Origin of the sequence: Paraburkholderia sp. C35 (genome assembly GCF_003121405.1) — a bacterium.
GTDB lineage: Bacteria > Pseudomonadota > Gammaproteobacteria > Burkholderiales > Burkholderiaceae > Paraburkholderia.
In genome coordinates this window covers 1-14,164 of record NZ_QBUY01000164.1, presented here as the reverse complement: position 1 = coordinate 14,164, position 14,164 = coordinate 1, and the positions used below count along the sequence as shown (strand labels likewise).

Genomic DNA, 14,164 nt, shown 5'->3' with positions numbered 1-14,164 from the left:
GTGTTAGCCCGCTTTCTTTTGCCTACTTTTCTTTGCGGCGGCAAAGAAAAGTAGGTGCCGCCCCGCACAGGGGCAACACTAGCAGACCACTAACAAAAAGCGGATGCAATCAACAAACCAAAAACAAACCACAAACAACCCCAACCCATGCGCCGCAGCAAAAAAAAACCTCAAGTCACCCCAAACCTCTCCTTCAACACGCCCACCTTGGCGCGACTAACAGGCACGACACTGCGCTCAGCATCCCCCATCACAAGATTCATACTCTCATCGGCCTTAAGCAATTCAATCGCATAAGGCAGGCTGACGATATGACTCCGATGCACCCGTAAAAAGATACTGTTATCGAGCCGCAACTCCAGATCAGCGAGCGAAAGATTCGACAGATAGCGATCGTCTTTGGTCACGATAGTGGTGTAATGCCCATCCCCCTGAAACCGGATAATCTCCTTGAGATCGATCAGGATCACCCGGTTCTTGCGATAGACGGGAATCTTCAACAGCCGACGCGGCGGCGATCCCAAACCAGACCGCGCCTCGGACAAAGGCTCGGTAGTCAGATCCGTCACGTCGTAAAAGATCATGCAAGTGCCACACGCGCCCTGCATGCCGGACATCCGCGATACCTTGATCATCAAGATACGATCAGGAATGTTGATCATCATCGCGACCGGCGGCGGTGACTTCACCGGGCATCCACCCGCGTCGCGCGATTGCAGCAGAAACCGCAACTTGTCGCGGCTCTTCTCCGGATGAAGCTGCACGACATCGATGCCGAACAACTGATCCTGCGGCACACCCAGCGACTGCTCGCCGGCTGGTCCGAGTATCTGCAACGCCACGTCGTTGAAAGCACTCACGCGCCCCTGCGCGTCGAGCCATACCACGCCCGGATTGAACTGTTCCAGCCGGTGCTGGAAAGTCTCGGAGCGGCGTGCGTCGGTAGTCGGCATGGCGTTTTCGAACGGTGTCATCCAGGGTTCTCCCCGAGGCGCCCAAATCGCTGCGTGCTGCAAGTCCGGAGCCGCAGCGGTGCCTCCGTTTTAAGTCTTTTCCTTTTTTCACGCAAGTTTTCCGGCTATCGGCGCATCCAGCCCGCCGTTAGGGAAATCGCGTTGAATTGCTGCGTTGCATTGTGAAATCCTCGGCTACGGAAGGACGACAACAGCAAGCCGGCCGCGCGCCCAATCGTGCAGCGCACGGTCGCGCCGATTCCAGGAGACCAACGTGATTCCGCGACCTTTCGAATACCACACGCCGCAGTCGTTGCCGGAAGCGCTCGCATTGCTGGGCGCTCACGGCGACGCCGCGAAACTGCTGGCAGGCGGTCACAGCCTGCTGCCGATGATGAAGCTGCGTTTCGCGCAGCCCGAGCATCTGATCGACCTCGGCAAGCTCGCCGAGCTTCAAGGCATCAAGGAAGACAACGGCACGCTCTGGATCGGCGCGATGACGACCGAGAACCAGTTGATCTGGTCGAGCCTGCTGCAGGAGAAGTGTCCGTTGCTCGTCGAAGGCGCGCGGCAGATTGCCGATCCGCAAGTCCGCTATCGCGGCACGCTCGGCGGCGATATCTCGCATGGCGACCCCGGCAACGATCATCCCGCGCTGATGATCGCGCTCGATGCCTCGTTCGTGCTGCAAGGCGCGCAAGGCGAGCGCATCGTGCCCGCCGACGGCTTCTTCATCGGCACCTACGCAACGCTGCTCGAACCGCTGGAAATCATGACGGCAGTGCGTATTCCCATCCCCGCCGCGGGCACTGGCTATTGCTACGCGAAGCTCAAGCGCAAAACGGGCGACTTCGCGACGGCTGCATCGGCGGTGACGCTGCGCATGCGAGATGGACGCGTCGATGATCTGCGCATTGCTCTGACGAATGTCGGCGACACGGTGATCCGCGCGACAGACGCCGAAGACGCCTTGCGCGGCGAACCTTTCGACGCAGTCCACGCCGATGAAGCCGTGCGCCGCGCGATGGCCGCCTGCAACCCCATACCGGACCTGCGCGGCGACGAAGATTACAAGCGCGCGATGGCGGGAGAGATGACGCGCCGCGCCTTGCACACTGCTTACGAGCGGTCGGCACATTGAAGACACGTTGAACACACACTGAGCACACGCCGGGAGAACACCTGATGGGCAAGAAAACGATGGTGTCGTTCGAGCTGAATGGCAGCGAGGTCGATGTCGTGGTCGAGCCGCGCGAACTGCTGATCCACACGCTACGGGAAAAATGCCAGCATACGGGGCCGCATATCGGTTGTGAGACCTCGCATTGCGGAGCGTGCACGGTGGACTTCAACGGCATGTCGGTGAAATCGTGCACGCTGCTGACCGTGCAGGCCGAAGGCGCACACGTGATGACTGTCGAAGGGCTGGCGCAAGGCGGCGAACTGCATGCACTGCAGGAAGGCTTCATGCAGGAACACGGCCTGCAGTGCGGCTTCTGTACGCCGGGCATGCTGATGCGCGCGTATCGGCTGCTGCAGGAAAACCCGGACCCGACGGAAGCGGAAATCCGTTACTGGATGGCGGGCAATCTGTGCCGCTGCACGGGCTATCAGAACATCGTCAAGGCCGTGCAGTATGCGGCGCGCAAGCTGCGCGGCGTGGAAGTCGAAAGCTCGCACCCGCTGATGGAAGCGGACGCGGCGCACGCTCATTGACGCGAGGAGACACGTCATGGGCAATCTCGACACCAATCTCGACCGTCTCGCCGCGCTCGAAGGCATGGGCTGTTCGCGCAAGCGCCGCGAAGATCCGCGTTTCATTCAGGGCAAAGGCACCTACGTCGACGACATCAAGATGCCGGGCATGCTGTTCGGCGTGATGGTGCGCAGCCCGTATGCGCACGCGCGCGTGAAGCGCATCGACAAGTCTGCGGCACTCGCGCATCCCGGCGTGCACGCCGTGCTCACCGCCGACGATCTCAAGCCGCTCAAGCTCCACTGGATGCCGACCCTCGCGGGCGACGTACAAGCCGTGCTCGCCGATGAAAAGGTCTGCTTCCAGAATCAGGAAGTCGCGTTCGTCGTTGCCGATGACCGCTACGTCGCCGCCGACGCCGCTGAACTCGTCGAGATCGAATACGAGGAACTGCCCGCGATCGTGGACCCGTTTTCCGCGCTCGAACCCGACGCGCCCGTGATCCGTGAAGATATCCGCGACAAGGAAACGGGCGCGCACGGCGCGCGCCGTCATCCGAATCACATCTTCACGTGGACCATGGGCGATCGCGACAAGACCGATCGCATGTTCGAGAACGCCGACGTGACCGTGAAGCAGCACATGCTGTATCCGCGCGTGCATCCTTGCCCGCTCGAAACCTGCGGCTGCGTTGCATCGTTCGACAAGGTGCGCGGCGACCTGACCGTCTACATCACGTCGCAGGCGCCGCATGTCGTGCGCACCGTGGTGGGACTGCTGTCGTCGATACCGGAATCGAAGATACGCATTATCTCGCCGGATATTGGCGGCGGTTTTGGCAACAAGGTAGGCGTGTATCCGGGCTATGTGACGGCGATCTTCGCGTCGATCGTGCTGGGGCGACCCGTCAAGTGGATCGAGTCGCGCAACGAAAACCTGTCGAGCACGGCCTTTGCGCGCGACTATCACATGACAGGCGAACTCGCCGCCGACAAGGATGGCCGCATCAAGGCCTTGCGTGTGAACGTGGTGGCCGATCATGGCGCGTTCGACGCGTGCGCCGACCCCACCAAATGGCCCGCCGGCATGTTCCATGTCTGCACAGGCTCCTACGCGATTCCCAACGCGTTCGTTTCCGTCGATGGCGTGTACACGAACAAGTTTCCCGGTGGTGTCGCGTATCGCTGCTCGTTCCGCGTGACGGAAGCCGTCTATCTGATCGAACGGATGGTGGACGTCCTCGCGCAAAAGCTCGGCATCGACAAGGCGGAAATACGGCTGCGCAACTTTATCCGCAAGGAACAGTTCCCTTATACGACACCGCTCGGACTCGAATACGATTCCGGCGATTACGAACCCGCAATGCGCAAGGTGCTCGCCGCTCTCGACTACGACGGCTTGCGTGCCGAGCAGGCCAAGCGCCGTGCCGACCCCGATGCGGAGTGGCTGATGGGCATCGGCGTGGTGAACTTTACGGAGATCGTCGGCGCGGGGCCATCGAAGATGTGCGACATCCTCGGTGTCGGCATGTTCGACTCGTGCGAGATTCGCGTGCATCCCGACGGATCGGCGATTGCGCGCATGGGCACCATCACGCAAGGGCAGGGCCACCAGACCACGTACGCGCAGATCATCGCGTCGGAAGCGGGCATTCCCGCATCGCGGATCACCGTCGAGGAGGGCGACACGTCCACCGCGCCCTATGGTCTCGGCACGTATGGCTCGCGTTCGACCCCGGTTGCGGGCGCGGCCGTCGCGCGCGCGTCGCGCAAGATCCGCGAGAAGGCGCGCAGGATCGCCGCGCATTTGCTCGAAGCCAGTCCCGACGACATCGAATTCGATCTCGACCGCTTCGTGCTGAAGGGTTCACCGGATCAGTTCAAGACGGTCAAGGAAGTCGCGTGGGCCGCGTACAACAACGTGCCAGAGGGCCTTGAAATGGGCCTCGAAGCCGTCGATTACTACGATCCGCCCAACTTCACGTTCCCGTTCGGCGCGTATGTGTGCGTGCTCGACGTGAACCGCTACACGGGCGAAATCCGCGTGCGGCGCTTCTATGCACTCGACGACTGCGGCACGCGCATCAATCCGATGATCATCGAAGGGCAGATTCACGGCGGGCTGACGGAAGGCTTCGCGGTCGCGCTCGGTCAGGAACTGCCTTACGACGAAGCCGGCAATCTGCTAGGCGCCACGCTGCTCGATTACTTCGTGCCGACGGCGGTCGAAACGCCGCATTGGGAAACCGATTTCACCGTGACGCCTTCGCCGCATCATCCGATCGGTGCGAAAGGCGTCGCCGAATCGCCGCATGTGGGTTCGATTCCGTGCTTCACGTCTGCTGTCGTCGATGCGTTCGCGCACCTCGGCGTCACGCATATGAACATGCCGCACAACGCGTATCGCGTGTGGCAGCAAAGCCGCGCGCTGGGTCTCACGCGGCCTGCGTGAACATACTCGCGGCACGACAGGGAGACGCGCATGAAAGTAGTACTCGACAAGGCTTTTCCGCTTGCCGCCTCGGCGGATAGCGCATGGCAACTGATGCAGGACATCGAAGCCGTCGCCGCCTGCATGCCGGGCGCGAAGATCACCGAGCGCATCGACGACACGCACTACAAAGGCACGGTGACCGTGCGCCTCGGCCCGGCGACGATGTCGTTCAAGGGTGACATCGAAGTGCTCGCGCTCGACGCTGCGACGCGCAGTCTGCATCTGCTGGGCAAGGGCACCGATGCATCGGGCGGTTCGGCGGCAACGATGGATCTCACCGCCGCCGTCGAGCAGACGGACGCGACCTGCACGCTGACAGGCAAGAGCGAAGTGACGATGAGCGGCAAGGCGGCTGCGCTCGGCGGGCGCTTGATGGCGCCTGCTTCGGAGCAGTTGCTCAAGCAGTTCGTCATGAACTTCGCCGCGCGGCTCGAAGCGATGCAGCCTGTTGCCGCTGACGTTGCTCAAGCACCGGAGGCACAAGGCACGCCGTTTGACGCGACCTTCAGCGAAGCGCCTACGGCGTCCGCGACTACGCGAACGAATACGTCATCACCCGCGTCACCACCCGCTCAAGCCGCCGAACTGAACGGCTTCGCCTTCGTCTGGGCGATGCTACGCGACTGGCTGCACGGGCGCTTTTCGCACAAGGCCCAAGGCCGTTGAGATCGAGGTTCGCCATGACGCCCACTGACCGCATGCCCGACGTCGTCGCGCTGCAGGCGCGGCTGGCGAGTCACGGCTTTATCGCCGAGCGCAGCTTTGCCGCCGCCTTGCTGCTGACCATGGAAATGCGCCGCCCGCTCCTGCTCGAAGGCGAAGCGGGCGTCGGCAAGACGGAAGTGGCCAAAGCGCTCGCGCGGCTGCTCGATGTGCCGTTGATCCGCCTGCAATGCTACGAGGGTCTCGACGCGCACGCGGCGCTCTACGAGTGGAACTACGCGCATCAGCTGCTCGCCATCAAGCTGTTCGAACAGGACGCGCGTCCGCTGCGCGACAAGGAGCAGGACATTTTCTCCGAGCGTTATCTGCTCAAGCGCCCGCTGCTCGAAGCGATCACGACGACGCCCGCGCCCGTGCTGCTGATCGACGAAGTCGACCGCACGGATGAAGCGTTCGAAGCGTATCTGCTCGAACTGCTGTCGGACTTTCAGCTGTCGATTCCCGAGCTCGGCGTGATCCGCGCGATCGAGCGGCCGTATGTGATTCTCACGTCGAACGGCACGCGCGAAATCTCCGATGCGCTGCGCCGCCGCTGTCTCTACCAGTACGTCGATTATCCGACCTATCAGCGCGAACTGATGATCGTGCAGACCCAGGTGCCCGGCGTGCCGGATGCGCTGGCGCGCCAGGTCGTCGAATTCGTGCATGCCGTGCGGCAGATGGCGCTGCGCCGCAAGCCAGGCCTTGCCGAGACACTCGATTGGGTGGCGGCGCTGCTGCGTCTCGGCGTGAGTGCGCTCGACGAAGACGGCATCGACCGCGTGATGGATTCGCTTGCCGCGCTGGTGAAGACGCGTGAGGATCAGGCGGGCCTGACGCGGCCGGTAGTCGAAAGGCTGGTGGCGTCATGCTGACGAACGCCGGCAACGCGACGCCGTCCGGCGATCTGGCGAGCCTGCTGATCGCGCGCTATGCGGGCTTTGCGGGCTGGCTGCGCGAGAACGCGTTTAGCGTGACGAGCGCGGACGTGGCGGCGTCGATGGAAGTGGCGCAGCGCATGGGGCAACTCGACAGCGACGTGCTGCGCTGGAGCCTGCGCGCGCTGCTGTGCTCGCGCGCGCAGGAATGGCGGCGTTTCGACGATCTGTTCGATGCGTATTTCTTCGTGCCTAACCGGCGCAGCTTCGCGCAATCGTATGGCGGCGGCGCGGGTCCACTCGAACGCGATGAAGCGCATGCCGAACAGGTCGCTTCGGATGCCAGCGACGGCACGCCCATCTCGCTTGCGGGACCGGGCGGCGCCACACCGGGTGAAGGCAGGACGGCCGACGAAGGCGCCTCATCCAGTGACTCGCTCGCGCACGCCGATTTCCGTCATCTGAACGACGGCAGCGAACTGTTCGCCATCGACGACGCCTTGCGCCGTTTCGCGCAGCGTCTGCGCGGCATCGAAACGCGCCGCGAGCAACGCGCGAATCAGGGGCGCGCCATCGATCTGCGCTCGACGATACGCCGCAGCGTGCCGCGCGGCGGACTGCCCGTCGAACTGGCGTGGCGGCGCAAGCGGCGGCAGCGCCCGCGCATCGTGATGATGCTCGACGTAAGTCGCTCGATGAGTCTTTACAGCTTCTTCTTCCTGCGCCTCGCGCGTGTGCTGAACGGTCGGCTGCCGGACGTGCACTGCTTCATGTTTCACACGCGGCTGGTGTGCGTCGACGAGGCACTGCGCGACCCCGATCCGCATCGGGCGCAGGAGCGGCTGCATCTGATCTCGGAAGGCTGGGCGGGCGGCACGCGCATCGGCGAAAGTCTCGCGGGATTCAACGCGCACTATGCGCCGCGCCTGCTGCATGCACGCACGGCTGTCGTGATCGTCAGCGACGGTTATGACGCGGGCGATACGGCCTTGCTCGATGAATCGCTCGCGGCGATCAGACGGCGCTGCCGCTCGCTGGTGTGGCTCAACCCGCTTGCCGATCGTCCGGGCTTCGAGCCGGTCAGCGTGGGCATGCAGGCCGCGCTGCCGCATATCGATCTGTTCGCCGGGGCGCGCGATCTCGCCAGCCTCGAACGCATCTTTCCTCAAATCCTCGGGGCGCTGCAATGAATGTCGAACCTTTCGAGACTGCGACGACCACGGCTGGCCTGCTGCAACTCGAGCACCGGCTGCTGGCCGATGGCGCGCCGTTTGCCGTCGTCACCGGGATTCGCGCCGCGCCGCCGACGTCGCCGCAGGTCGGTGCGCAGGCACTGGTGGACGGCGACGGCACGCTGCACGGGTGGAGCGGCGGAGGCTGCGCGCGGTCGATCGGGATCGAGGCCGCGCGTCAGTCGATGCGCTGCGGCCAGCCGCGCCGCGTGCGCATCAGTAACGAACCGTCCCCACCCGACGCGGAAGTCGAGGCCCATGCGATGCCGTGCGCGAGCAATGGCGCGCTGGAAATTTTCATCCAGCCGACCGTGCCTGCGCCGCTAGTGGTCGTGTTTGGCGCGACACCCGCAGCGCACGAGGCCTGTGTGCTTGCGCGGCGGGTCGGCTTGCGCGCGAGCCTGGCTGCCGACACCGCGCGGCCTGGCGAGGCGCGCTTCGACGCCGGTGCGTTGAAGCATGCGGGCGCATCGTTCGCGCTGATCGCCACGCAAGGCGACGGCGACGAAGACGCGCTCGAAGCGGCGCTGCGCAGCCCTGTCGAAGCAGTGCTGCTGATCGCGAGCCGCCGCAAGGCCGACAGGCTGCGCGAGACGATGCACGAACGCGGCATCGGCGCTGCGCGCCTTGCCGCGCTGCATGCGCCGGCGGGACCGGCGATCCAGGCGCACACGCCGCAGGAAATCGCGCTGGGCGCGGTGGCGGGACTGGTCGCGTTGCGGCATATGCGCGAGCAGACCGATGCGAGCGTGCAACCGGCGACACAGCACGAAGGCGTCGCAACGGAAGCTGTGCCGCGGCTCACGCCGTGCGAAGCGCCCGATTTGCCCGCCGCCGATGCCACACGCTACGTGAACCCCGTCTGCGGGATGAGCATCGAGATCGCGACGGCGAAGCATGTCGTCGAATATGGCGGGCAGAAGATCTGGTTCTGCTGCGACTGCTGCAAGGCCGCGTTCGAGCGCAGCCCGGACAGCTATCTGGCTGCGCCGCAGGGTGGATCGGAAGGTACATCGGATCATCAGGTCACACTGCACGCGGAGGCGCGATGAGCAGCGCCAGCTTTTCAGCCGTCGTGCTGGCCGCGGGGCTGTCTTCCCGGATGGAAGGACAGCACAAGTTGCTGTTGCCCGTCGGCGGCGAGCCTGCCGTGCGGCGTGTGGTGCGCGCGCTGCTCGCGGCGCAGCCGAATGAGATCGTGGTCGTGACGGGCTTCAACGGACGCGCGGTCTTCGACGCACTCGATGGCCTCGATGTGCGGTTCCAGAGCAACCCGCACTATCGCGAAGGGCAGATGACGTCCGTGGCGGCGGGCGTGGCCGCGTTGCTCGCGCCCTGCGATGCCGTGATGATCTGTCTCGCAGATCAGGTGCTGCTCGAATCCGAAGACTATCGCGAGTTCGCCGATGCGTATGCGTCGATGCCGCGCGGATCGATACTCGTGCCGTTCTTTGCAGGCGCGCGCGGCAACCCGGTGCTGTTCGCGTCGAGCTATGCGCCCGAGGGCGTGAACGGGCACGTCAATCCTGGCTGCCGCAAGCTGATCGCCGAGCACGCCGACGAGGTGTTCGTGTACGAGGCCGCGCATGACCGCTTCACCGTCGATATGGACACGCCCGACGATTACGCGCGCATCCTTGCTCGCGTCGAAGCCGATCAATCCTGTGCGCGTGGATAAGCCGCGCTTGCGGCCGTTCGCGCGTACAAGTTGCGCTCAGCCGTTCTGCCGCCGCCACAGCGAACGCCACGCGTGCTTACCGCTGTCGGATTCGGCAATTCTTTGCGCCAGCAGCGTGATCGCGCCGTCCAGCGAGGCGAGCGTGCCTGTGCTTTCGACGGCAGCGAATGCAGCCGGCCTGGATGACGCCGACACAGGTTCGCGCACGTAGCGTTGCCGGATCGCATCGAGACGCGCGATCAGCGGCGCGACGGGCGACTCTCCATGCGGCGCGTGGCCGCGTTCAGGGATATCGCGAGCGTCCGTCTGCTCGCGGATCAGGCGACGCGCGTCATGAATGCAGCACAAAAGCGCGCCCGCAATCATCTCGTAGCGCGGTTCCAGTGCAAGCACGCGTTGTGGTCGTAGCGCAATCCGGAACTCATGCCAGCGGCGGTCGAGCGCTCTCGATGTCGTTGCTGCACGACGCGCGCCTTCGCCCTGCATCGAAGCGACGGCAGCCATCGCGTCGATCAGCGCATCCACCACGCCGACAAAGCGCGCTTCGATATGCCGGTTCGTATCGAGCGGCTTGACGATGAACGCGGCAACGAGCGACGCGAGACATCCGATCGTCACTTCTTCGATACGCAGTTGCACGAGCGGCTCGATCGCAAAGCCGAGCTCGCCATAGACGAGGCTCACGAGCACGGTAATGAAAAACACCCCAGGACCATACGCACTGAGGATGAAATAGGCCCAGCCGAACACGCAGAGCAGCATCGCGCCGGCAAGCGCGACAGGCTGGCCATGCAACGACGTCACCAGCAGCGTGCTGACGAGCGCGCCTGCCAGCGTGCCGGCAATGCGCTGCGCGCCGCGATACAGCGTGTCGCCTTGCGAACGCGTGCCGAGAAACACTACGAACACAGTAATGACCGCCCAGAACCAGCGCTCCGGCGACAGCGAATGCCCGGCGAACATGGCGATCGCGGCGGCTATCGCGGTGCGCGTCGCAGGCAGCCACATCAGGCTCGCGCGCCAGCGTTGGAGCGTGGCGCGCAGACGTTCGGCCGGGACGGCCGCAACCGTAGGCTTCGACCCGGATACTTGGGCAGGAATCGCTTCGAGCGCCGCGATGGCGGCCCGGAAGTCCTGCTCGCGTGCCGCGCGGTCGGTGCGGGCAAAGACAAACTGACCGGCGGCAATCTCGAGATGAACCAGCGACCCGCGCAGGTTGTCGGCGTGATCCGAGACCAGCAGCGCGAGGCGCTCTTCGAACGCGATGGCCGCTTCGTTCATCGACGAGAGTGCTGCCTGTGCGGCGCTGTCGCGATGCGCGGCCTGCAGCACGGCACGTGCACGCAACGTGACGGTGCGAATGGCCAGCTGGAGCGCTGCGGCCCGGCGTTGCGGCACGAGCAGGCGGACGGTGCACACGACCACGCACGGACCCACGGTGGACAACGCCAGCATGAGCGCCGTTTCCGCCGGCGCCGGATGCAGATACAGGCCGAGATAGAAGCAGACCAGCCCGATCAGCGCGCTGCCCAGCGCGCGAGGCCCGCAAGCCTGGACGAGCATGCCCGTAAAAACGAGTGCGACAAAGGCGAGATCCGCGACGACCGGCATCGGCGCAAGCGTGGCCGCGACGGCAAAACTCGTCACGGCGACGACGTACAGACAGAGCAGGGACAGCAGCCAGTTGCGCGCGGTGTGATCGCGCAGAAAAAGCGGGGCGATCATGCTGAAGAGAATGGCGGGTCCGGCAGCCACGGGCGGCGCGGCGTAGTGCACGGCCAGAGCGATGCTCACGGCGGCCGTCAGCAGCGTCGCAAGGGTGGCGCGTAGCGCGGTGACGAAACGGGCAAGGCCGGGATCGGCGGCGAGCAGGCGATCAGCCACGCGCCGAAAGACGGTCGAAATCATGGGATGGACATCCAGTCGATGACCGGGTTTGGCTTTTGGCCAGCCCGATCGGGAGGACATGCCGCGCGTGCCTGCCGCCGGGATCACCAGCGATGAAGCATGTACGGGTTTTCCCGAATGATACCGTGTCAAAAAGGGGAGAGGTGGTGCGTTGGCCTGCTACAACGTGCGCGCCTGGCCTTCATTGCGACGGAAGGCCAGACGCCGCAGAACTACGGTTGCTTCTTCTGCGCCTCGGCCAGCATCGCTTCGCCGATCGGGCACGATCCCCGCGCCACCAGCGCTTCGCCGGCGCCGCGAATGTCCCGCACTTCCTTGTTCTGGCTCAGCTTGCTCTTGCCCGTCAGACGCGTGATCTCAACCTCCAGGCCGACAATCGACTGGAGCAGCGTGTCGATGTATTCCTTCGGCGCGTCGCCCATCTTCCACGGCTTTGGCAGCGAGGCCTCGTGCGTGCGCGTCAGACGCCCGACCACGCCGCGCACGTAGCGCTCATCGTCGCGAATCGTGATGCGTCCGTGCGCGTGCACGACCATGTAGTTCCACGTCGGCACCTGCTTGTGCAGTTCGTGCTTGCTTGGATACCAGGTCGGCGAGATATAGGCGTCGCCGGCCTGAAAGATCACCAGCACCTCGTCGCCATTCGCGACCTCGCGCCACACGGGATTGTTCCTCGCGACATGCGCGTGCAGCACGCCCAGTTCGCCTTCGTCGGCGGAGAGTTCGAACGGAATGTGATTGGCGTCGAGTCCGCCCTGTCCGTGCGTGATCAGCGTTCCAAACGGATGTCCGGCGATGCGGGCGTGCAGCACTTCCTTGCTGCTTTCGTCGAAATGGGCGGGTACGTACATGCGGTTATCTCGGGCGGGCCTGGTGATCGGAATTGAACGCGGGCGTTGCTGACGTTGCAAGTGTGGCCGAAAAGTGGTTTATTCAGTAGATCCAGTTTGTTCCACTTTTACTGAACCAGAATTATGGCCAGAACTGCCCGCGTTGCGGACCTGCCGTCGTTCGGCGCACTCGACCGCGGCGCCGGCAACCTGAGTCGGCAGATCGCCGAGGCGCTGCGGCAGGCGGTGCGCGAAGGCCACATCCGGGCGGGCGATGCGTTGCCGTCGACGCGTTCGCTCGCGGCGTCGTTTCAGGTCGCGCGCGGCACGGTGATCGAAGCCTACGAGCAGTTGATTGCGGAAGGTTTTCTCGAATCGAACGCGGGCGCGGGCACGCGTGTCGCGCACACCTTGAATACGCCGCGGGCCGCCGTTGGGGGAGAGGCCGAATCGCGCGCAGTGGCGGAACCTGGCTTGCCGGAGTCTGCTGCTCTCTTCGCGCAGATCGCGCGGGAATTCCGGCCGCTCGAGCCGATTCCTTTTGCCATCTCGGTGCCCGTGGGCCTGACCGCGCCCGCCGATGTCTGGCGTCGCCTCGGCAATCGTCTGCGCGCGCGAGGGCCGGCGGCGCCGACGGGATATGCCGATCCGCTCGGCGCGCTGCCGTTGCGCGAAGCCATTGCCGCGTATGTGCGCAAATCCCGCTCGGTGCGCTGCGAAGCGGATCAGGTGATCGTGACGAGCGGCACGCAGCAGGGGCTCTTTCTTGCGAGCCGGGTGTTGCTCGGGCCGCGCGATCAGGCGTGGATCGAGAATCCGGCTTATCGCGGTGTCACCGCGATCATGGAGAGCCTTGGTTATCAGCAGGGCATGGTTCGCGTTCCCGTCGACGCCGAGGGTCTCGACGTCGAAGCGGGCATGCGCATGGCGCCGCAGGCGCGCGCCGCGTTTGTGACGCCGTCGCATCAGTATCCGCTTGGCATGCCGTTGAGCATGGCGCGGCGCACGGCCCTGCTGGCCTGGGCGCGCAACAGCAATGCGTGGGTGGTCGAGGATGACTACGACAGCGAGTTGCGCTACGAGGGCTACCCTTTTCCTGCGCTACAGGGACTCGACCCGGACCGTGTGGTCTATCTCGGCACCTTCAGCAAGATCCTGTTTCCTTCTTTGAGGCTGGGATACGCGGTGGTTCCGCGCAATCTGATCGATGCGTTCTGTGGCGCCCGAGTGCTCATGGACCGTCATCCTCCTACCGCGGACCAGCATGTGCTGGCTGCTTTTATTGCAGAAGGGCATCTCGAGCGCCATATCCGCAAGGTTCGCAATGTGTATGCGGAACATCGCGTGCAGTTGATGAAGACGCTTGGGGAGTTGCTGCCGCGAGAGCTCGCGTTGATCGAGCCGGGTGATCAGGGCATGCATCTGGTGCTCTGGCTTGCGAAGCAGTTCGATGATCATCGGGTTGTGGAGCGTGCTGCGCGGGCCGGGGTTGCGGTGAGGGCTGTGTCGCCGATGTTTGCTCCGGGGACGGGGCGGCCGGGGTTGGTGCTCGGGTTTGGTGGTTTTAGCCGCGAGCAGATGGGGGATGCGGCTAGGCGCCTTGCGGGGGTGATTGTTGGGATGGGAGGGTAGTTGGTGTTTGGTTTTGGTTTTGGTTTTGGTTTGGTTTGGGTTGGGTTGGTTTCGATGGCATCCGCGTTTTGCTAGTGGTGCTTCCCGCGTTGCCCCTGTGCGGGGCGGCACCTACTTTTCTTTGCAGCGGCAAAGAAAAGTAGGCAAAAGAAAGCCGCTCAC

At 64.3% G+C, this 14,164-nt stretch carries 12 protein-coding genes; 9 read left to right on the top strand and 3 right to left on the bottom strand.

Features of this window, described 5'->3' with window-relative positions; all coding sequences use genetic code 11:
- Window positions 1–170: 170 nt before the first annotated feature.
- Window positions 171–1,016, bottom strand: coding sequence for a LytTR family transcriptional regulator (locus DK391_RS42055; protein WP_275426851.1), 846 nt, complete (start codon window positions 1,014–1,016; stop codon window positions 171–173).
- Window positions 1,017–1,227: 211 nt separating this feature from the next.
- Here DK391_RS42055 and DK391_RS42050 point away from each other — a divergent pair, with 211 nt between their 5' ends.
- Genes DK391_RS42050 through DK391_RS42015 form a run of 8 tightly spaced genes read left to right on the top strand, consistent with a single transcriptional unit; the run spans window position 1,228 to window position 9,632 of the window.
- Window positions 1,228–2,094, top strand: coding sequence for a xanthine dehydrogenase family protein subunit M (locus tag DK391_RS42050; protein WP_109483918.1), 867 nt, complete (start codon window positions 1,228–1,230; stop codon window positions 2,092–2,094).
- A 44-nt stretch (window positions 2,095–2,138) separates the two neighbouring features.
- Entirely contained in the window at window positions 2,139–2,669 is a 531-nt protein-coding gene (locus tag DK391_RS42045; RefSeq protein WP_109483917.1) for a (2Fe-2S)-binding protein, read from the top strand.
- Between the two features lie 16 nt (window positions 2,670–2,685).
- On the top strand, window positions 2,686–5,100 hold the full coding sequence (locus tag DK391_RS42040; protein ID WP_109483916.1) for an aerobic carbon-monoxide dehydrogenase large subunit: 2,415 nt from the start codon (window positions 2,686–2,688) through the stop codon (window positions 5,098–5,100).
- A gap of 30 nt (window positions 5,101–5,130) precedes the next feature.
- On the top strand, window positions 5,131–5,808 hold the full coding sequence (locus DK391_RS42035) for an SRPBCC family protein (protein WP_109483915.1): 678 nt from the start codon (window positions 5,131–5,133) through the stop codon (window positions 5,806–5,808).
- Between the two features lie 14 nt (window positions 5,809–5,822).
- Entirely contained in the window at window positions 5,823–6,719 is an 897-nt protein-coding gene (locus DK391_RS42030) for a MoxR family ATPase (RefSeq protein ID WP_109483914.1), read from the top strand.
- Window positions 6,713–7,912 carry a VWA domain-containing protein gene (locus DK391_RS42025; RefSeq protein WP_109483913.1) on the top strand — a complete coding sequence of 400 codons (1,200 nt, stop codon included), beginning with the start codon at window positions 6,713–6,715 and terminating at the stop codon, window positions 7,910–7,912. The genes DK391_RS42030 and DK391_RS42025 overlap by 7 nt, the downstream gene beginning before the upstream one ends.
- The gene (locus tag DK391_RS42020) at window positions 7,909–9,006 is read left to right on the top strand and encodes an XdhC family protein (protein ID WP_109483912.1); all 1,098 of its coding nucleotides are present in this window, start codon (window positions 7,909–7,911) and stop codon (window positions 9,004–9,006) included. Before DK391_RS42025 ends, DK391_RS42020 begins: the two co-directional genes overlap by 4 nt.
- Entirely contained in the window at window positions 9,003–9,632 is a 630-nt protein-coding gene (locus tag DK391_RS42015; RefSeq protein ID WP_109483911.1) for a nucleotidyltransferase family protein, read from the top strand. Before DK391_RS42020 ends, DK391_RS42015 begins: the two co-directional genes overlap by 4 nt.
- Window positions 9,633–9,668: 36 nt before the next feature.
- On the opposite strand, the gene DK391_RS42010 is transcribed toward DK391_RS42015, so the two are convergent.
- Window positions 9,669–11,540 carry an FUSC family protein gene (locus DK391_RS42010; RefSeq protein WP_109483910.1) on the bottom strand — a complete coding sequence of 624 codons (1,872 nt, stop codon included), beginning with the start codon at window positions 11,538–11,540 and terminating at the stop codon, window positions 9,669–9,671.
- Between the two features lie 212 nt (window positions 11,541–11,752).
- Window positions 11,753–12,391 (bottom strand): FMN-binding negative transcriptional regulator, encoded by a 639-nt coding sequence (locus DK391_RS42005; protein WP_109483909.1) that lies wholly within the window; start codon window positions 12,389–12,391, stop codon window positions 11,753–11,755.
- Between the two features lie 123 nt (window positions 12,392–12,514).
- On the opposite strand from DK391_RS42005, the gene DK391_RS42000 reads away from it, so the two are divergent.
- Complete coding sequence (locus DK391_RS42000) at window positions 12,515–14,002, top strand: PLP-dependent aminotransferase family protein (RefSeq protein WP_109483908.1); 1,488 nt, start codon at window positions 12,515–12,517, stop codon at window positions 14,000–14,002.
- Window positions 14,003–14,164: the final 162 nt, after the last annotated feature.

What these genes read in the sequence shown, in the direction of transcription:
- DK391_RS42025 (WP_109483913.1), top strand. Translation starts at nt 6,713, where the DNA reads ATGCTGACGAACGCCGGCAACGCGACGCCGTCCGGCGATCTGGCGAGC.
- DK391_RS42030 (WP_109483914.1), top strand. Translation starts at nt 5,823, where the DNA reads ATGACGCCCACTGACCGCATGCCCGACGTCGTCGCGCTGCAGGCGCGG.
- DK391_RS42045 (WP_109483917.1), top strand. Translation starts at nt 2,139, where the DNA reads ATGGGCAAGAAAACGATGGTGTCGTTCGAGCTGAATGGCAGCGAGGTC.
- DK391_RS42015 (WP_109483911.1), top strand. Translation starts at nt 9,003, where the DNA reads ATGAGCAGCGCCAGCTTTTCAGCCGTCGTGCTGGCCGCGGGGCTGTCT.
- DK391_RS42020 (WP_109483912.1), top strand. Translation starts at nt 7,909, where the DNA reads ATGAATGTCGAACCTTTCGAGACTGCGACGACCACGGCTGGCCTGCTG.
- DK391_RS42035 (WP_109483915.1), top strand. Translation starts at nt 5,131, where the DNA reads ATGAAAGTAGTACTCGACAAGGCTTTTCCGCTTGCCGCCTCGGCGGAT.
- DK391_RS42010 (WP_109483910.1), bottom strand. Translation starts at nt 11,540, where the DNA reads ATGATTTCGACCGTCTTTCGGCGCGTGGCTGATCGCCTGCTCGCCGCC.
- DK391_RS42005 (WP_109483909.1), bottom strand. Translation starts at nt 12,391, where the DNA reads ATGTACGTACCCGCCCATTTCGACGAAAGCAGCAAGGAAGTGCTGCAC.
- DK391_RS42040 (WP_109483916.1), top strand. Translation starts at nt 2,686, where the DNA reads ATGGGCAATCTCGACACCAATCTCGACCGTCTCGCCGCGCTCGAAGGC.
- DK391_RS42000 (WP_109483908.1), top strand. Translation starts at nt 12,515, where the DNA reads ATGGCCAGAACTGCCCGCGTTGCGGACCTGCCGTCGTTCGGCGCACTC.